Annotated in this window: 15 protein-coding genes, 1 tRNA gene and 1 pseudogene; 13 read left to right on the forward strand and 4 right to left on the reverse strand. The window is 66.5% G+C overall.

Annotated elements, in window-relative coordinates; all coding sequences use genetic code 11:
* From AB7O82_RS05880 to AB7O82_RS05895, 4 genes and pseudogenes are all read right to left on the reverse strand, one after another.
* Positions 1 to 224, reverse strand: a pseudogene (locus AB7O82_RS05880) (IS66 family transposase); the annotation flags it as partial.
* Positions 215 to 538, reverse strand: coding sequence for a hypothetical protein (locus AB7O82_RS05885; RefSeq protein WP_428618909.1), 324 nt, complete (start codon positions 536 to 538; stop codon positions 215 to 217). The gene AB7O82_RS05885 and the pseudogene AB7O82_RS05880, both read right to left, overlap by 10 nt.
* 872 nt (positions 539 to 1,410) lie before the next feature.
* Positions 1,411 to 2,370 (reverse strand): ABC transporter substrate-binding protein, encoded by a 960-nt coding sequence (locus tag AB7O82_RS05890; protein WP_428618912.1) that lies wholly within the window; start codon positions 2,368 to 2,370, stop codon positions 1,411 to 1,413.
* A gap of 392 nt (positions 2,371 to 2,762) precedes the next feature.
* Positions 2,763 to 2,852, reverse strand: a tRNA-Ser gene (locus AB7O82_RS05895).
* Between the two features lie 313 nt (positions 2,853 to 3,165).
* Here AB7O82_RS05895 and AB7O82_RS05900 point away from each other — a divergent pair.
* The 13 genes from AB7O82_RS05900 to AB7O82_RS05960 all read left to right on the forward strand — a co-directional run bounded on the left by AB7O82_RS05900 (position 3,166) and on the right by AB7O82_RS05960 (position 18,149).
* Complete coding sequence (locus AB7O82_RS05900; RefSeq protein WP_428618914.1) at positions 3,166 to 3,570, forward strand: hypothetical protein; 405 nt, start codon at positions 3,166 to 3,168, stop codon at positions 3,568 to 3,570.
* 297 nt (positions 3,571 to 3,867) lie between these two features.
* Positions 3,868 to 5,757: an SGNH/GDSL hydrolase family protein gene (locus tag AB7O82_RS05905; protein ID WP_428538743.1), complete on the forward strand. Its 1,890-nt coding sequence runs from the start codon at positions 3,868 to 3,870 to the stop codon at positions 5,755 to 5,757.
* A gap of 168 nt (positions 5,758 to 5,925) precedes the next feature.
* Complete coding sequence (locus tag AB7O82_RS05910; RefSeq protein ID WP_428538745.1) at positions 5,926 to 6,435, forward strand: hypothetical protein; 510 nt, start codon at positions 5,926 to 5,928, stop codon at positions 6,433 to 6,435.
* Positions 6,436 to 6,539: 104 nt separating this feature from the next.
* A complete protein-coding gene (locus AB7O82_RS05915; protein ID WP_428538747.1) occupies positions 6,540 to 8,789 on the forward strand; it encodes a DUF4214 domain-containing protein in 2,250 nt (749 codons plus the stop codon).
* Between the two features lie 551 nt (positions 8,790 to 9,340).
* Positions 9,341 to 9,574 carry an SAM-dependent methyltransferase gene (locus tag AB7O82_RS05920; RefSeq protein ID WP_428538749.1) on the forward strand — a complete coding sequence of 78 codons (234 nt, stop codon included), beginning with the start codon at positions 9,341 to 9,343 and terminating at the stop codon, positions 9,572 to 9,574.
* Positions 9,575 to 9,782: 208 nt separating this feature from the next.
* On the forward strand, positions 9,783 to 10,658 hold the full coding sequence (locus AB7O82_RS05925; protein ID WP_428538751.1) for a lytic murein transglycosylase: 876 nt from the start codon (positions 9,783 to 9,785) through the stop codon (positions 10,656 to 10,658).
* Between the two features lie 121 nt (positions 10,659 to 10,779).
* Positions 10,780 to 11,760, forward strand: a complete 981-nt coding sequence (locus AB7O82_RS05930; RefSeq protein ID WP_428538753.1) for a septal ring lytic transglycosylase RlpA family protein — start codon at positions 10,780 to 10,782, stop codon at positions 11,758 to 11,760.
* The gene (locus tag AB7O82_RS05935) at positions 11,744 to 13,027 is read left to right on the forward strand and encodes a D-alanyl-D-alanine carboxypeptidase family protein (protein WP_428538755.1); all 1,284 of its coding nucleotides are present in this window, start codon (positions 11,744 to 11,746) and stop codon (positions 13,025 to 13,027) included. Before AB7O82_RS05930 ends, AB7O82_RS05935 begins: the two co-directional genes overlap by 17 nt.
* On the forward strand, positions 13,024 to 13,665 hold the full coding sequence (gene tmk / locus AB7O82_RS05940) for a dTMP kinase (protein WP_428538757.1): 642 nt from the start codon (positions 13,024 to 13,026) through the stop codon (positions 13,663 to 13,665). Before AB7O82_RS05935 ends, tmk begins: the two co-directional genes overlap by 4 nt.
* 178 nt (positions 13,666 to 13,843) lie before the next feature.
* The gene (locus AB7O82_RS05945; protein WP_428538759.1) at positions 13,844 to 14,983 is read left to right on the forward strand and encodes a DNA polymerase III subunit delta'; all 1,140 of its coding nucleotides are present in this window, start codon (positions 13,844 to 13,846) and stop codon (positions 14,981 to 14,983) included.
* A gap of 51 nt (positions 14,984 to 15,034) precedes the next feature.
* Positions 15,035 to 16,588: a methionine--tRNA ligase gene (gene metG / locus AB7O82_RS05950; RefSeq protein ID WP_428538761.1), complete on the forward strand. Its 1,554-nt coding sequence runs from the start codon at positions 15,035 to 15,037 to the stop codon at positions 16,586 to 16,588.
* Positions 16,588 to 17,376 (forward strand): TatD family hydrolase, encoded by a 789-nt coding sequence (locus AB7O82_RS05955; protein ID WP_428538763.1) that lies wholly within the window; start codon positions 16,588 to 16,590, stop codon positions 17,374 to 17,376. Before metG ends, AB7O82_RS05955 begins: the two co-directional genes overlap by 1 nt.
* A complete protein-coding gene (locus AB7O82_RS05960; RefSeq protein ID WP_428538765.1) occupies positions 17,367 to 18,149 on the forward strand; it encodes an MBL fold metallo-hydrolase in 783 nt (260 codons plus the stop codon). Before AB7O82_RS05955 ends, AB7O82_RS05960 begins: the two co-directional genes overlap by 10 nt.
* Positions 18,150 to 18,221: the final 72 nt, after the last annotated feature.

The following is an 18,221-nucleotide window of genomic DNA, read 5'->3' on the forward strand; positions in this document are numbered from 1 at the left end:
GACCGTCGTAGAGGAACAGGCACAGGCCTTGCCAGCGTGACAGGGCGTAGCGGATCGCCTCGGCCAGCGTGCTCTTCCGGCTGATGAGCTGGAGCTTGTGGCGCAGCCAGGCCTCGAGAGCTTCGACTGGTGCGTGCCCGGCGAACCGTTTGTCGCTGCTCGGCCGAGCGGCCGCGCATCTCGTCCTCGATACGGTAGAGGGCCGCGATACGGTTCAGCGCCTCGGCGGCATTCGGCGACGGGCCAGGAGCCGCAAGCTCATGGAACTGCTGACGAACATGATTCTTATGCCGCGCTCGGCATAAGCGTCACGTGCGGCGCAAGTTCTACGATGTTCACGTCGCCACGCGTTGAAAGCGCCGAGGCCACCCAGCGTCGTCGACGACACCATCCGCGACTTCGTCGACGGCAAATCGAACCAGCTGAAGGAACGCTTCTGGCCGAATGCCGAGCCTTTCCTACAAGCCCAACGCTCATGGCTATCGCTCATTGCCCCCAGCGCAATCCTTTCTTCGTCGAGCGACTGGTCGGCCGTCATCGACAGGCCCCGGCTTGTCCCCGTCTTCGAAGCTGTGACGCCTGGGCCGTGCTCCCAGCCGCATTCGGCAACATCAGGCCCATGCCGAAAAGCCCGCAAATGCTGGGCTTTTCGCTCCTGCCATCCCAAACGGAGAGTGTTTTCCCTAAGATCAATGGCGGATGGGGTGTCCGCCGCATGCAGGGGTGAAAAGCTCGTATTTGGTGAATCCGAACGAGGCAAAGTTGTGGCCACCCCCACAGTGCGCCCCACGGCCGGCGCGAAAACGGGGCTCTCAGGGTTGGGGGAGCGACAGCAGATTGGTCTGACTGTCCCCGGTACATCCGTGGATACCCCCCGCGCCGAGGCTCGACGGATTGGGCACCCTTTCCGATCGATGGGGGAGGGGGTCGGCTTGATCGGAGACGTGCCCACGGTTCAGCTCGGAATGGGCGTGGCCGGCGGCGCGGCGGCCGGGCTCTTCGATAGCGACGCGGCCGGCCTCGCTACTAGTGCCAATACCCATTAAGCTGTGCCGACCCGTGTCGGCTTTGACCTCGACTGCAGACCTCGGGGACATCGCGCGGGTTCGTCGGAGATGGGGCCCACAAGCCGACATTCAGGTCTCGCCGCCGCATATCCGTCTCACGCTCGAAAGCGGATGCGCAGCAACTACCGCCATGTGCAGACTGGCTGGCGGTGCAGCCAGACATTCGAACCCGAGGTGGCTGTTTTATACAGGGTCGGGCGGCACGCCCTGCATTTAGCCGTATGCGGGCGGAATCATGCATTGCCTGCACTGCTGCAATCGGGCTGCTAAAGGCGATATTTGATAATCTTGGCCAATTCGCGCTGAAGAACTTCTAACGCCCGCCATAGGACGTGGCGACGCTTCACTCGATGATCTCTTCGGCCTGTGCGAGCAATACGAGCGGCAAGTCGATCCCGAGCTGGGCCGCGGTCTTGCGATTGAGGACGAGTTCCAGCCTTGTTGGTTTCTCGACCGGCAGGTCGCTTGGTCTGGTGCCGTCCAGCACGCGCATGGTGTACCAGGCCACGCGTTTCATGCCCTCTCCGAGGTTGGGACCGTAAGTGAGGAGAGCACCCGCATGCGCGAACGAACTCCAGCCGGAAACGACCGGCACCTTGCGCGCAAGGCACTGGCGAATGATCTCGGGTGAATAGCGCACCATGCCGGCGCTGGGCAAGACAACCAGGACCTCGATGCCGTCATCGAGCGCGCGCACGACTGCGGGCTGGATCTCGGGGAGGGCGCTCACGCGATAGACGGTGAGCTCTACACCCGCCTGCTGTACGGCGGTCTGGCAGGCGGCGATCTCGTTTTCCTCGCCGAAGTGATTGACGTTGGACAGCAGGCCGATCTTGCGCGCCTTTGGCAGGGCGGTTCGCACGAAGTCGATGCGCTTGGGGTTGAGTTCTACCGACATGAAGGTGACGCCGGTGGCTTTGCCGCCGGGTCGCGCCAGCGACTCTACGATCTTGCCGACCACGGGATCGCCGCTGTAGGCGAATACCACAGGGACGGTGGGGTTGGCCCGGACCACGCCCGGCGTGGCGGCGCCCTGGGCGATGATCAGGGCAACGTCCTTCTGCTGAAGTTCGTTTACCACGGCCGCGTACTGCTCCGCGCCGCCGCCCAAGACATAGCGGTCGAGCACCTGGACCTGATTGCCTCCGGGAAGAGCGTGCAGTCCGGCCATGAAAGCGTCATAGAAGGGCTTCACGGTCTCCGGATTCTCCGGGGAGACCCAGCCGATCACTTGCTGGTTCGCGCGCGCTGGCACGACCGTGTACGCCGCCAGAGACGCAAGGACGAAGTTTCGCCGGATCATTGCCCGATTCTCCAGAGCGGATGATAGCAGCTCAAGGCGCGGTCAGCACCGCCTGTCAGGATGCGTGCGGCTTGGGCCGGTCGGGCGGTTGCGGCTGTGCGGCGGGCGGTGCCGCGACCGGCGAGGCGCGGAACCAGAGGTCGAGCGCCTCGCTTCACCTCCGGCGGCACCGCGCCAGCCAGCGCCGCCAGCCTCGACGCGCCACCGGCTGCCCACGCGCCAAGCCCGGTCGCCTCGGCCATGCTCAGCGCGTCTTCGATGCCCTCGGCGATGGCGAGCCCCAGCCGCTAGGAGCCGGAACATCTATTGCATACAGGTCAACACTTTAGACGTTTTGGCACGGCATGGCACTGGATGGCACAAGCTGCGTCGAGGGTGGAGAAATAGGGTTCTGGCGGATGGGGTGGGATTCGAACCCACGGTGGGCGTGAACCCACGCCGGTTTTCAAGACCGGTGCCTTAAACCGCTCGGCCACCCATCCGGATCAAAAAAAGTCGCGGAATTCCGGGCCTTTTAGCGAAGGTCGTACCGGAACGAAAGCTGAATTGGTCTCGATCTGGTCACGTCGAGTGCGCGGAGCGTCCGCTGAGCTGGCGGGCTGTCCCGAGGTCGAATCACGCTTCCGGGCCATAGCCGGGCCTTGCGACCGCTCCGGTCGACTGTGGCACACTGCTCACAGCCTTGCCCGGCTTGGATCGCCTACCATGAAGCCCGCTGAGTTCCGCGCTTGGCTCGATCGCCACAATCTAAACGCCGGGCAGGCCGCCGCCATTCTCGACGCCGGCCGAGCGACCGTGGATCGCTATCTCGACGGCCAACTCGAGATCCCCCGCCGTATCGAGCTGACTTGCCTGGCGCTCGACCCGCTGCGGCTCTACCGTCTGACACCGATCGACCTCGATCATATCGATTGGCGCGCAAGCAGTCGCAGGGACGCGGTCACGGTGCGCGCCCAGAACCCCGGGCTCGCGCGGTGGCATGCAACCGCGGCGTTCCATGTGCGGACGCGGCGCCGCGAGGGCGAGGATGTCTCGGCTGAGAATCCATGGCTGCAGCCGAAGCAGGCGAGGGTCGATATCGACGATGACGGTCAGATCCCGGTGGGTTGCGATGAAGCCCCGACGGTCCCGGTGGGTGCGACCGCGAGTGTGACGGTGCCACCGAATTCGGGCGCAGCCGTCAAGATCAATTATTGGTGACACGGGAACGCGGGCGGATACTCTGTGGGACTCGCAAGGGTCCATTAGTGGGAGGCGAACCATGAGCCCGGCGGCAGCCTGCGCCATCGCCTCCGCGGGCCGGCGCATGGCCCAAATCGCAGTGAAGTCGGGCCAACCTCGCCGCTGATGGGCAGGCTGCGACCGGCACGGTTGGGGCACCCGCGCCGGGCGAGGCCCCACCTGCCAGAGCCCGTGCTCGGCCAGGCGAGCCGGCATTGATCGGCACAGGCATTGCGTGTATTTCGGAGACGGGGAGCCAACGAAGGGGAAGGGACAATGGCGAACCAGTCCGTTTTCGATCAGCTCTACATGGTCGGCGACAGCTTGTCCGACAATGGGGGGATTTTCCAGCTCAGCAGCCAGCTGCTGTCGCTTGCCACGGCCGCGGGTATCGACACCGAGGGGATAGAACCCCTTCCCGTCATTCCTTACGCGGCCAGGTTTTCCAACGGGCCAGTGCTGCCCGAATACACCGCGGAGCTTCTCGGCGCGGAACTCTTCAATTTTGCCCTCGGCGGCGCCCAGGCGCTCGGCACGCTGACGTTCGGCGCCGTCGCCGCTCCGGCCATCTCGGCAGAGGCCATGGCTGCGATCGACGCGCTCCCGCCCGGCCTGCAGGCACCGATCGACGCGGTGTTGAACACGAACATCAATCTTGCCGGCCAGATGGCCGACTTCGTCACGCAGACCTCGGCAAATGCGCCGTCGGCCAATTCGGCCCTGATGTGCCTGATGGGGCTCAACGACCTGCAGGCAATCGCTGGGTCTGCCGACCCGAACAATCCGCAGGCCGCGGCTGCCGCCGCGGCACAAGCGGTTGCGGGAATCATCCAGGCCTACCTCGACGTCGCCAACACTGCCTTCGCCCAGGGAATCGGCACGGTCATTTTCGTGACGCTGCCGGAGACCAGCTTTTTCCCGCTGGGTAAATCGCTCGCTCCCATACTCCAGACAATCGGCGATGCCGCCATCGCCAGCATCAATCAGGGGATCCAGGCCGATGCGGCGCAACTGGTCTCGCAAGGCCGCGATGTCCGCGTGGTCGATCTCGCGGCGTTCACAGCCCAGATCGATGCAGATCCGGCGGCGTTTGGATTCCAGGACCTCGCCCAACCGACCCTGCTTGGCGTGACTTTCGACGTCAGCCCCAACCCGTTGGCCCCTCCGCCCGACCAGACCGCCTTCATCGACGCCATTCACGCAACCGCGAAGCTGCATGACCTGATGGGGCAGTTCGTCGCCACGTCGCTGGGCCAAACCGCCATAACTGCCCATGCCGACGCCTATGTCGTGAAGCAAGGCCAGGTGCTCGCGCCGACGCTGCCGGAGGACACGGGCTTGCTGGCGAACGACTTCAACGCCTCCACTGCCTCGCTGCTCGACGGTCCCGATCACGGCACGCTGCAGCTGGTCGGCAACGGGACGTTCACCTACACGCCGGCGGCGGGCTTCTTCGGCATCGACACGTTCACCTACCAGGCCGGCAATGCCGGAAGCTCGATGGACGAGGCGCAGGTGACGATCCATGTCGCGCCCGTGTCGGCCGGTCCGACGTTGACGACGCTGAACCTGGTGGCGCTGACGGCGGATGAACAGATCGCATCGACCTATGCGGCCTTCTTCAGCCGCGCCGCCGATGCCGCCGGCTTCGAGTTCTGGGTCGACCAGTTCGTCCAACACCTGCCCAGCCAGGGGGCGGCGGCGCTGTTCGCCAACATCGCGAGCTCTTTCGGCGTCAGTGAGGAGGCCAAGGCGCTCTATCCGTTCCTGGTCAACCCGTTCGGGGCGAGCGATAGCGAGATCAGCGCCTTCCTCGACAGCGTCTACAACAACCTGTTCAACCGCTCCTCGGACGCCGCCGGGCTGGCCTACTGGACGGGCGAGATCAAGGCGACGCTGCAGGCCGGCCAGTTCGTGGGCTCGGTGCTGGTCAACATCATGAGCGGCGCGCAGGACACGGCGGCGGGCCAGGACATCACCACCCTGATGGCTAAAGTGGCAGTCGGGTTGGAGTACGTCCACGCGCAGCAGGCGCACAATACGCAGTGGGCGGGAGCGATCGATGTGGTGGCGGCGACAGCCTTGCTGCTTGACGTGACCGACGGCACGCAGTCTGTCCTGACGGGCGTCAAGAATGCCGATGTGCTGATCACGGCGCACGCATGAAAGTGGCGAGGGCCGGTGCTTGGATCGACGCGCCGGCCCGCCTCATCGCGAAGCCCACCGGTAGCCCAGCAAATAACGGCTGACCTCGCCAATGGTGTGGACCCTCAATATGTCCTCTCGACGCTACGCGAGCGAATCGTCGGCTGTGGCAATGAGACGTGACCGGCATTGAAGGTCGACATCGCCGATGAACGTAACGGGCGCGCGGTCGACCGCAACCTCCCCGCGCAACCGCGCCAGGAGTCTCCGCCGGCGCGGCGCTATTTTGGCAATAGCCGTGCGAGCAACACCGCGGCGGTCCATCGGCGCCGGCGCAACGATTTCAACGATTTCCTCGACAGCCTCGACAGGGCTGTTCCGGCGCTGACTGGCGCGATGCTGTCGCTGGACGCGGGCAATCGCGGCGACGGCGGGCAGGGGACTGAAGGGGAAGCTGAATCAGGCCAACAAGCTGTCACGAACTCAAGCGGCGCCGTTGGACGCTATCGACGGTCATCGTGGCAAGGACCAGCAGAAGAAAAGTTCGGGAGCGACGACGTCCAGGCCGGTAAGACGTACCGGCGGTCGGATCCGGCAACTTCAAATGCGCCGTTGCGGAGGAAACGAAGCAATCAGCGCTGCCGGCAACTCTCCTGGGCGAAATTGCACGGCATACATCACTTCCTCTATGACAGCTAAGCTATGGCTTTCACGAGTTTGGGTCCGAGGGGTTTAAAATGGCAATTCTTCAGGTTGGCGGTGGCTCTCCCTATGCCACGATCCAGGCGGCGATCGATGCGGCTGTGGCGGGCGATACCGTCCTGATCGCGGCGGGGACCTACACCGAGAACGTCACGCTCAAGGGCAATGTCGACCTCGAGGGGGCAGGGGAGGCTGTCGTCGTGCTAGTCGGCACGCTGATCACGCCGGCGACGCTGAACGACGTCACCGTAAGCAAGTTGACGGTGGAGAGCGCCGCCCCCTCAAGTCTGCTGCTGAACCTCAGGAATACGAACACGCTGACCGATGTGGTGTTCAGCCAGGTGACCTTCGCCCTTACCCAGGACCACGAGAACGATCAAACGCCGCCGATCGGCAATGGCGATGATGGCGTCTCGATCGGGCTGGTCGACGGCGACGGCGACGGAGCGGGCCTCACCTTCAGCGAGGTCACGCTGAGGAGCAACGGCCATACGGTGACAAACCCGGACGGCAACGTGCTGTCCTACATGACGGTGCATGGTGCGAGGTTGGTGCTCGACAACGTGGACCTCTCGGGGACGGTCTCGGCGAGCGGCCAGGGAGCCCAGTGGAACATGGAAACCGGCGGCCTGCCGGGCGCGCTCAGTCTCATCAACTCCCGGACGTCGGGCGGCGGCAACTTTTACGTCTCCGCCTTTACCGACGTGACGATCGAGAACAATGACTTCAATGGGCAAGGCATCGCGCTGAACGGCGTCGAGAATGCCACGGTCGCAGGCAACACTTTCCGCAACATCGATGGGACCTTCACCGCCAACGGCGATCATCACCGCGGCCTGACATTCGAGAACGCGTGGTGGGGCGGGGGAAGTGCCGTCTCCAACGTGACGGTGGCGGGCAACACCTTCAGCAACATCTCGACGCCTGATGGCGCAATCGCCTTCCAGCGCTGGACCGACGGCGTCGGCAACCCGGTCAATGCCGGCATCGATCTGCTGAACGACATCGACATTCACGGCAACACCTTCACCAATGTAGAGCAGCCACTGTTCTTCAACGGCAGCTCGTTCAGCGCCGCGCTGATCGCAGCCTTTGCCGGTGCGGATCAGCTGATCATTGGCACGGCAGGCAGCGACACCCTCACCGACCCGGCCGGCGGCGCCGCCATGATCGGTGGTCCCGGCGCCGATATCTTTGCTTATGCTGCCGGTAACGGCGCAACCGTCTTCGTCGATTTTACGCCAGGCACTGACCGGATCGCACTGAATGGCCCAATCGACCTCATCGTCATTGCCTCCGACCTCCTTTTCATTGCTACCCTGCTTGGCATGACCACCCAGGTGGGAGCGAACGCGGTCATCGATTTCGGCGGGGGCGACACCTTGACCCTGTCAGGTGTCTCAAAGACGTCCCTTACCGTGGATGACTTCACGTTCACGGCCCCGAACAACTACTTCAGGTCGCGTGACGATGCCTATGTGATCCTCCAGGGCGACATGATTGCGGCCCAGGCATCGGACGGGGTGCTGGCCAACGACAACGTCTCGCCGCCGGCGACGGCGACGGTACAGGGCACGACGGCGCATGGGCAATTGGCGGTAACGGCCGATGGCGCCGTCTCCTACACCCCGAGCGCCGGCTTTTCGGGTATCGACAGCTTCACCTATCACGCCAGCGGTGCGAATGGCGCCGGCGATAGCCAGGCCCTGATCTATGTCGTTCCCGTGCTGGCCGGGGCAGCGACGACCCTGAATCTGGTGGCGCTGTCTACGGAGGAGCAGGTCGCCGCGACCTACCTGGCCTTCCTGGGCCGCGGCAGCGACGCCGATGGCTTCGAGTTCTGGGTGAACGAGCTCGATGTGGGCAAGGCAACGCAGGCTCCCTCGGTCCTGTTGTCCAACATCGCGAACGCCTTCGGCATGAGCGCCGAGGCCAAGGCGCTCTATTCGTTCCTGGGCAATCCGTTCGGCGCGAGCGACAGCCAGATCGGTGCCTTCCTCGACAGCGTCTACAACAACCTGTTCGACCGCTCGTCTGACGCCGGCGGGCTGGCCTACTGGACGGGACAGATCAAGCAGACGCTGCAGGGCGGCCAGTTCGTGGGCTCGGTGCTGATCGACATCATGAGCGGGGCACAGGACACGGCCGCAGGCAAGGACATCACCACGCTGATGAGCAAGGTCGCCGTCAGCCTTGCGTACGTGCACGAGCAGCAGGAGCACGGCACGGCGTGGTCCGGGGCAAACGACAGCGCGGTAGCGACAATCCTGCTGGATGCTGTCAGCGCCGACGCCCAGACCGTTCTGGCCGGCATCAAGAACGCCGAGGTGATAATCGCGTCGCACGTCTAGCCCTGAAAGCCGACGAGGCCGTTCTCGCTCGGCACCACCGCCTCGCCGTCGATCACGACGCGTTTCATTGGCAGCATGCTACGGCATCGACGATCGGCTGGAACTGCAGCACCCAGTCGTTGCCGCGGAGGCTGTGGATCCACTCCAGGACGTGGCTTCGTAAGCGAGCGGGACGGTTACGAGGAAGTTCCTGGAAGAGTTTGCCTTGCCGGACGGCGACGCATCGTATCCACCCATCAGATCGGGTGCTTTCGCGGTTTCTTGCTTCCGACGGCAAGCGCTGTTGGCGGCACTGGCTCTCCGTCCAGCCCCGTGGTCCACAGCACAGGGGCCAACGGTAGGCGCTGTGACGGGCACAGGGGGAACGCGATGAGCGGACAGCAAGACAACAGCGCGCTCGTGCAGGCGCACTACACGACCGACGATATTGCGGGCCGTATTGTCGAGGCGGTGCGCAAGGCGATCGGCGAGGAGGCTCCGATCACGCCCGACGTGCTGGCGCGCAGGTCAATCACTTTCACGGCGGCGGCCCCGCCTCGACGCGCGATCTGGTGGCGGCGCTGCAGCCGCAAGCGGGCGAGCGGCTCCTCGAGATCGGCAGCGGGATCGGCGGGCCGGCGCGCTGGTTCGCCACGACCTTCAAGTGCCATGTGACGGGCATCGATCTGACGCCGGCGTTCTGCCGTGCCGCAGAGCAACTCAACCAGGTCACCCGCCTTGCCGAGCACGGCCGACCGGTTGTCCGACGATGGCAGCGCGGCGCCTTCACGCCTCTGCCTTGGTGAAGCCTCCCGTCGCCGAAGTCATGTCTTGCGGACCACGAATGCCTCGCTCGCCTCATCGTCGTGGGCGCGCGAGGCTCTCGCGGTTCGGCGTCCTACGAGCCCGTCGTAGAGCTACCATAATTCTTGCAAGGTTTAGAGATAGTTGGTTATCCTTCCTAATCCTGGATGCAAACACTGGCGGGCCGCCTCCATGATCACGCGACGATCCTTGACGATCACTCGACGGGGACTGTGGGCGGCGACGCTGTTGCCATTGTCCGCGCGCGCGCAGTCGAGCGACGCCCGCTTCTCAGCCTTCCTGCAGGGGCTGCGCGCGGAGGCCCTGAAGGCCGGCGTCGATGCCGGCACCCTCGACCAGGCGCTGGGCTCGGCGCGAGAGCTGCCCGTGGTCATGGAACAGGCGCGCAACCAGCCCGAGTTCAAGATGACGTTCGAGCGCTACCTCGAAATCGTCGTCTCCAACGAGCGCGTGCAGCGGGGCAGGGCGCTGCTGCGCGAGAACCGCGCGCTGATCGATCGCTTCGCCGTGCCGGCCGGCATTCCGGCATCGACCGTCACCGCCCTGTGGGGCATCGAGAGTAACTACGGCACGCGGCTCGGCGACTTCGAGGTGGTGTCGGCCCTGGCCACGCTGGTGTTCAACAATTTCCGCGCCCAGTTCTTCCGCACCCAGCTGATCGCCGCCCTCAAGATCGTGTCGCAGGGCCATATCGGCCTGCACGCCATGAAGGGCTCGTGGGCCGGCGCGATGGGCCAGTGCCAGTTCATCCCGACCAGCTTCCAGGCCTACGCCGCCGACGGTGACGGCGATGGCCGCAAGGATATCTGGGGCAACAAGGCCGACGTGTTCGCCTCGATCGTCAACTATCTGCGCCGGGTCGGCTGGCGTCCCGGCCTTGCCTGGGGCCAGGAAGTGGCGCCCGGGACGGGCGTCGGCAAGGACATGCGCGTCGTGCGGCCGGCAGGTCCGAACGGCCCGGCCTTCGCCACGACCGAGAATTTCCGCGTCATCCTGCGCTGGAATCAGTCGGACTTCTTCGGCCTCGCCGTCGGGCTCTTGTCCGACAAGATTGCCGCGGCATGATCTTCGTCGGTGACGCCTCCTCGGCAGCCTCAAGATGTTGTATCATCTTGTGTGCATGCCTCTAGACCTAGCTAGATTCGCGCCCGTATCCGGGGTCCCGGTCCGTCTCGGGCTGGTCGCCGTGCTGGCGATTTCGCTCGCGGCGTGCGGCTCATCGAGCAGAGGGGGCGGCGCCTCGGCGTCGGCGCCGCAGCGCGGCACCTACAAGATCGGCAATCCCTATACGATCGAGGGCGTCGTCTATACACCGCGGGAAGAGTTCAACCGCGTCGAAACCGGCGTCGCCTCGTGGTATGGGCCGGGCTTCCATGGCAAGTCGACCGCCAACGGCGAACGCTACGACCAGCGTGACCGAACGGCCGCCCACCGGACCCTGCAGATGCCTTCGATCGTCCGCGTCACCAACCTCGAGAATGGCCATTCGACGGTCGTGCGCATCAACGATCGCGGCCCGTTTGCACGCAGCCGGGTCATCGACCTGTCGCGCACGGCCGCCGAGGAGCTCGACGTCGTCGGCAAGGGCACGGCGCGGGTGCGCATCGAGCAGCTTCAGGCCGAGAGCCTGGCGGTGAAGGAAGTCGCCCTGGGTGGCGGCGGCCCGGCCGAGCAGCATGCCGCGGTGGCTCAGCTCACCAACGGCCGGCGCACGCCGGTGGCCGCACCGCGCGCGGTCGAGGTCGCCGCGGCGCCTCCACCTCCGCCGCCTTCGCCGCCACCACAACCATCGCCACCGCAGCAGCCGCAGCAGCGGCCCATGCAGATGGTGTGGAACGGTGCGCCGCAGCAGGTCGTGGTGGAGACGAATTCCGCCGCGCCGGCGAGCGGCGTGACCGTGGCGTCGCTGGTCAGCACGGCCTCGTCGACGCCCATGGCCGGCGCGTTCTATGTCCAGACCGGCGCCTTCTCGACGGCGGAGAACGCCGAGCGCCAGCGCGATGCCGTGCGCAGCTACGGCTCGACGGAAGTTTCCCAGGGTTCAGCCGGCGGGCGCGACGTCTTTCGCGTCCGCCTCGGGCCCTACACAACCCCGGATGCCGCCGGCATAGTGGCCGACCGGCTGAGGCGGTCAGGCTATGGTGATGCACGTGTCGTGGCTAACTGATGGACTGCGCCCCCTCGCGGGGCTGATTGCAGTGGCGGCGCTCGCCGCGCCGTCGCTCGAGGTTCTCGCGCAGCAGGGCGATGCGCCCGGGAAGCCGACCCAGCTGGCGCAACAGCAGAAGCCGCAAGGCAAGCCGCGGCCGGGCAAGCCAGGGCAGTCGATGGCCAGCAGGACCGAGGCCCTGCCGCCATCGCAGATCGGCATCGGCACGCTCGCCAAGCAGGCCTTCATGGTCGATCCGCAGACCTCGACGGTGCTGCTGTTCAAGGATGCCGACAAGCCGATGCATCCGTCGTCGATGGCCAAGATGATGACGATTTACATCGTCTTCGAGGAGCTGGCGGCGGGCCGCTTGAAGCTCGACACGCGCTTCCGCGTCAGCGAACGGGCGCGCAACATGGGCGGCTCGCGCATGTTCGTCGAGCTGGGCAGCGAGGTCACGGTTGAGGACCTGATCAAGGGCATGATCGTGCTGTCGGGCAACGACGCCTGCGTGGTGATCGCCGAAGGCATGTCGGGCACCGAGGAAAGCTTCGCCGAGCGCATGACCAAGAAGGGGCGCGAGCTCGGCATGACGTCCACGGTGTTCAAGAATTCGTCGGGCTGGCCGGCGGAGGGGCAGTGGACGACAGCGCGCGACCTCGCCGTGGTGGCCTGGCGAACCATCGACGATTTCCCCCAGTATTATAAGTACTATGCGGAGACCAACTGGACCTACAACAACATCAGGCAGAACAACCGCAACCGGCTGCTCAGGACGACGGCCGGCACCGACGGCCTGAAGACCGGCCACACCGAGGAGGGCGGCTATGGCCAGGCGGCCTCGGCGATCCGCGACGGGCGGCGTCTGATCCTGGTGGTCAACGGCATGACCTCGATGGCCGAGCGGGCATACGAGACGTCGCGGGTGCTGGAATGGGGCTTCCGCGAGTTCACCAACGCCACGGTGTTCCGCGCCGGCGACACGGTGGCCGAGGCGCCGGTGTGGCTCGGCATCCAGGACACGGTTCCGCTGGTCGTGCCGCGTGCGGTGCAGATCACCGCACCGACCGGGCAGGCGGTGTCGCCGCGCGTGGTTGCCAAGTACGACGGACCGCTGCCGGCGCCGATCGCCAAGGGAACCAGGCTCGGCACGGCCGCGGTCACGCTGCCGGATGGCCGCGTCATCGAGTATCCGCTCGAGGCCGGCGTCGACGTGCCGCGCAAGGGCGTGTTCGGTCGCGTGATGGCGATGATCAGCCACTACCTGTTCGGCTGGTGGTCGTGACGGGAGCGTCGCGCGGACGCTTCATCACACTGGAAGGCGGCGAGGGCACCGGCAAATCGACACAGGCGTTGCGGCTCAAGGGCTGGCTCGAGGCGCGCGGCCTCGGCGTCATGACGACGCGCGAGCCGGGCGGCTCGCCCGGCGCCGAGATGATCCGCAAGCTGCTGGTCGAAGGTCCAGTCGAACGATGGGACGGCATGACCGAGGCAATGCTGCACTTCGCCGCCCGGCGCGACCATCTGCGCTCGACCGTGTGGCCGGCGCTCGACGAGGGGACCTGGGTGATCAGCGACCGCTTCGCCGATTCGACGCTCGCCTACCAGGGACATGGGCACGGCGTCGACCGCAGTGTCTTCGACCGGCTCTATGGCATTGCGGTCGGTGACTTCCGACCCGACCTCACGCTGGTGCTCGATCTGCCGATCGAGATCGGACTGGCGCGGGCAGCCCGGCGGCGCGGCGCGGAAACGCGCTACGAGAGCCTGCCCGCGGCGTTCCATGCCCGCGTGCGCGCCGGTTTCCTCGAGATCGCCCGTCAATACCCCGAGCGTTGTGCCATCATCGACGCCAGCGGCGACGTCGAAGCCACGGCCGCCGCGATCGCGCGCACGGTAGCCGAGCGGCTGGGTGTCCGATGAGCAGCTCATGCTCGTGCGGACCGCGGGCGTCCCGCCCGCTCATGAATCGGTCTGCTGGGAGCGCGCCACTCCAATGGCGCATTCTTTGTCGTCGCACCGTCCATGAGCACCACTGGAGTGGCGCGCTCCCAGCCATGAATCATGAGCGGGCGGGACGCCCGCGGTCCGGAGAAGATTGATGGCGCGCGCCAGGACGAGCGTCGATCCGAACGAGCTGGAGAAGCTCGAATGGCCGTACGACTGGCCGCCGCCGTGGCGTACGGCGCGGCTGCTCGGTCATGAGCAGGCGGAAGCGGCGATGCTCGCCGCCCATCGCAGGGGACGGCTGCACCATGCCTGGCTGCTGGCCGGTCCGCGCGGCATCGGCAAGGCGACCCTCGCCTGGCGCTTCGCCCGCTTCCTGCTGTGCGGGCAGGGCGGTGGCGGCCTGTTCGGCGGCGAGCCCGAAGGCCTCGACGTCGCGGCCGACGCGCCGGGCCGCTCGCTGGTCGATGCGCGCTCGCATCCCGACCTGTTCCATCTCCGGCGTACGCTGGGCGACAGCGGCCGCATGCGCCTGGAGATCGCCGTCGACGATGTGCGCGGCCTCGGCGCCTTCATGCACATGACGCCGGCGATGGGCCAGTGGCGCGTCGCCATCGTCGACGCGGCCGACGAGATGAATCGCAACAGCGCCAACGCGGTGCTGAAGGTCCTCGAGGAGCCGCCGCCCAACGCCGTGCTACTGATCGTCGCCCACGCGCCCGGCCGGCTTCTGCCCACCATCCGGTCGCGCTGCCGCCGGCTCGTCCTGAAGCCGCTCGCCGACGACGTGGTGGTTCGCCTGCTGGGCGAGCACGCACCGCAGATGCCGGCCGAGGAGCGCGCCGTGCTGACGCGGCTGAGCGACGGCAGCATCGGCCGCGCGCTCGAGCTCGCGAATGCGGGCAGCCTGGCGCTCTACCGCGAGATGGTCGGCGTGCTGGCGACGCTTCCCGAGCTCGATATGGTGCGCCTGCACGGCTTTGCCGAGCGCTTCGCGCGCCGCGGCGAGGAGGCGAATGCCGACTGGCGCTCGCTCGGCTACCTGCTCGACGGCTGGATAAAGGGCCTGGCGCGGCGGGCGGCGCTGGGCAGCGACTCTCCGTCGCAATCCGCCGGCATCGCGCCGGCGGAGGCGGGCCTGCACACCCGGCTGCTGGCCGCGGCGAGCCTTGATCGCTGGATGGAGGCATGGGACAAGGTCGCCCTCTTGTTGTCCCGCGCCGACGCCGTCAATCTCGACCGCAAGCAGACGGTGCTCGGCAGCTTCCTGGAATTCCAATCGGCGATGCGTTGAGGCGCTGATAACGGCGCTCCGGGAGGGGCGACAGTCCGGAGACGAGTCATCATGTCGGGCCGCAACACTTACTACATCACCACGCCGATCTACTACGTGAACGACGTGCCACATATCGGGCACGCCTACACCACGCTCGCCTGCGACGTGCTGGCCCGCTTCATGCGGCTCGACGGGCGCGACGTCCATTTCCTGACCGGCACCGACGAACATGGCCAGAAGATCGAGAAGGCCGCCGCCGCCGTCGGCCTTGCGCCGCAGGCTTTCGCCGACAAGGTGAGCGTGTCGTTCCGCGACCTCGTCACCAGGATGAACTACAGCCCGGACAATTTCATCCGCACCACCGAGAAACGGCACTACGCGTCCTGCCAGGCGCTGTGGGAGAAGCTGGCGGCGGCCGGCGACATCTATCTCGGCAAGTACGCCGGCTGGTACTCGGTGCGCGACGAAACCTACTTCGTCGAGAGCGAGACCGAGGTCGGGCCCGACAACAAGCGGCGCGCCGTCTCGACCGGCGCCGAGGTCGACTGGGTCGAGGAGCCGTCCTACTTCTTCCGGCTGTCGGCGTGGGCGGATCGTCTGCTCGACTACTACGAACGAAACCCGCGCTTCATCGCGCCGGAGAGCCGGCGCAACGAGGTGATCAGCTTCGTCAGGGGCGGCCTGCAGGATCTCTCGGTGTCGCGCACCAGCTTCAGCTGGGGCGTGCCGGTGCCGGGCGATCCCAGCCACATCATGTATGTCTGGCTGGACGCGCTCACGAACTACATCACAGAGTGCGGCTACCCGGACGAGAGCGCGCCGCTTTGGAAGTACTGGCCGGCCGACCTGCACATGGTGGGCAAGGACATCATTCGTTTCCATTGCGTGTTCTGGCCGGCCTTCCTGATGGCCGCCGGCGTCGAGCCACCGCAACGCGTGTTCGCACACGGCTGGTGGACCAACGAGGGCCAGAAGATCTCGAAGTCGTTGGGCAACGTGATCGATCCGGTCGAGCTGGTGAACACCTACGGGCTCGACCCGGTGCGCTACTTCCTGCTGCGCGAGGTGCCGTTCGGCAATGACGGCGACTTCCAGAAGCGGGCGCTGATCGGCCGTCTGAACGGCGATCTCGCCAACGCCTACGGCAATCTCTGCCAACGCGTGCTGTCGATCGTCGCGCGCAACTGCGGCGGCCAGGTGCCGGCGAAGGGTGCGCTGGTCGAGGCCGACACGGCGCTGCTCGAGCGCGCCGGCAAGCTGCTCGATGTGGTGCGCGGCGAGCTCGCCGAACAGGCATTCCACCGCGCCCTGACATCGATCTGGGAAGTGATCGCCGACGCCAACCGCTACGTCGATGCGCAGGCGCCGTGGGCACTCGCCAAGACCGATCCGGCGCGGCGCGACACCGTGCTGTGGGTGCTGGCCGAGGCAATCCGGCGCGTGACCCTGCTGGTTCAGCCCTTCATGCCCGACGCGGCCGGCCGCATCCTCGACCAGCTCGGCGTGCCCGCGCCGCGCCGGCATTTCGCGGCGTTCGACCACGCGCTCGAGCCCGGGACGGCGCTGCCGCCGCCGCAGGGCGTCTTCCCGCGCTTCGTCGAGACGGCAAAGGCGGCGAGCTGATGCTGATCGACAGCCACTGCCATCTCGATGTCCCCGAGCTCGCTGCCGACGAGACAGGCGTGCTGGCGCGCGCCCGCACCGCCGGCGTCGCCGGCATGCTGACCATCGGCACGCGGCTCGACCGCTTCGACGGCGTGCGGGCGATCGCCGAGCGCCACGCCAACGTCTGGTGCTCGGTCGGCGTGCATCCGCACGAAGCCAAGGAGGAGGGCCAGCGCACCCCCGATCGGCTGATCGAGGCGGCGCGCCATCCCAAGGTCGTGGGCATCGGCGAGACCGGGCTCGATTTCTACTACGAGCACAGCCCGCGCGAGGAACAGGCCGAGAGCTTTCGCGCCCACATTGCCGCAGCGCGCCAGACTGGCCTGCCGCTGATCGTCCATACGCGCGATGCCGACGACGAGACCGGCGACATCCTCGAGCAGGAGTTCGCCAACGGGTCCTATGGCGGCGTGATCCACTGCTTCAGCTCCGGGCGACGGGTGGCCGAGCGGGCGCTGGCGCTCGGGCTCTACCTCTCGATCTCCGGCATCGTCACCTTCAAGGCGGCCAACGAGCTGCGCGACATCGTGCGTGACATCCCGCTCGACCGGCTGCTGATCGAGACCGACGCGCCTTTTCTGGCGCCGGTGCCCAAGCGCGGCAAGACCAACGAGCCGGCGTTCATGTCCCATACTGCGGCCAAGGTCGCCGAGCTCAAGGGCGTGAGCCCGGCCGAGCTCGCCACGGCGACGACCGACAATTTCTTCCGGCTGTTCGCCAAGGCGGAGCGCGTCCGGTGCGGGTGACGATCCTGGGCTGCGGCACGTCTGGCGGCGTGCCACGGCCGGGCGGGAAGGGCGGCAAGGGGGAGTGGGGATCGGCCAACCCGGCCGACCCGCGCAACCGCCGACGGCGCTGCTCGATCCTGGTCCAGGATCGCGGGCGCACCATCCTGGTCGACACCTCGCCCGACCTGCGCGACCAGTTGCTGGGCGCCGAGGTCGAGCGGGTGGACGCCGTGATCTGGACCCACGAGCACGCCGATCAGGTGCACGGCATCGACGATCTCAGGCCCTATGCGCTGCGCCAGGGGCCGATCGAGGCCTGGTCCGACCGGCGGACGTTCGACATCCTGCGCCGCCGCTTCGGCTACTGCTTCGAGGCCGAAGGCGGCGGCTTTTACAATCCGATCTACCGGCACCAGCCCATCGAGGGCCCCTTCCTGGCCGCGGCCAGCGTTCCGGTCGTGCCGTTCGCGCAGGACCACGGCACGACCGTGTCCCTGGGCTTCCGGTTCGGCCCGATCGCCTATGCCAACGACGTCGTTTCCCTGTCGGCGGAGGCCTTCGAGGCGATGAAGGGCGTCGAGGTCCTGATCGTCGATGCCATGCGCTTCCGGCCGCACCCGACCCACGCCCATCTCGACCTGGCGCTGGAATGGATCGAGCGTGTCGATCCACAGCGCGCCTTCTTGACCAATCTCCACGTCGACATGGACTATGCCGAGCTCGATCGGCTGACGCCGGCTCGCGTCAGCCCCTGCCACGACGGATTGACGATTGTAGCGGATGGAGATTGATCCATTCATACCAACAGTTTAGCGGCGATTCTTAGTAGTTCGCGCGAAGCGGGACAAAGGCGGGCCGGCCGG

The organism is Reyranella sp., from assembly GCF_050185545.1.
Classification (GTDB): Bacteria; Pseudomonadota; Alphaproteobacteria; order Reyranellales; family Reyranellaceae; genus Reyranella.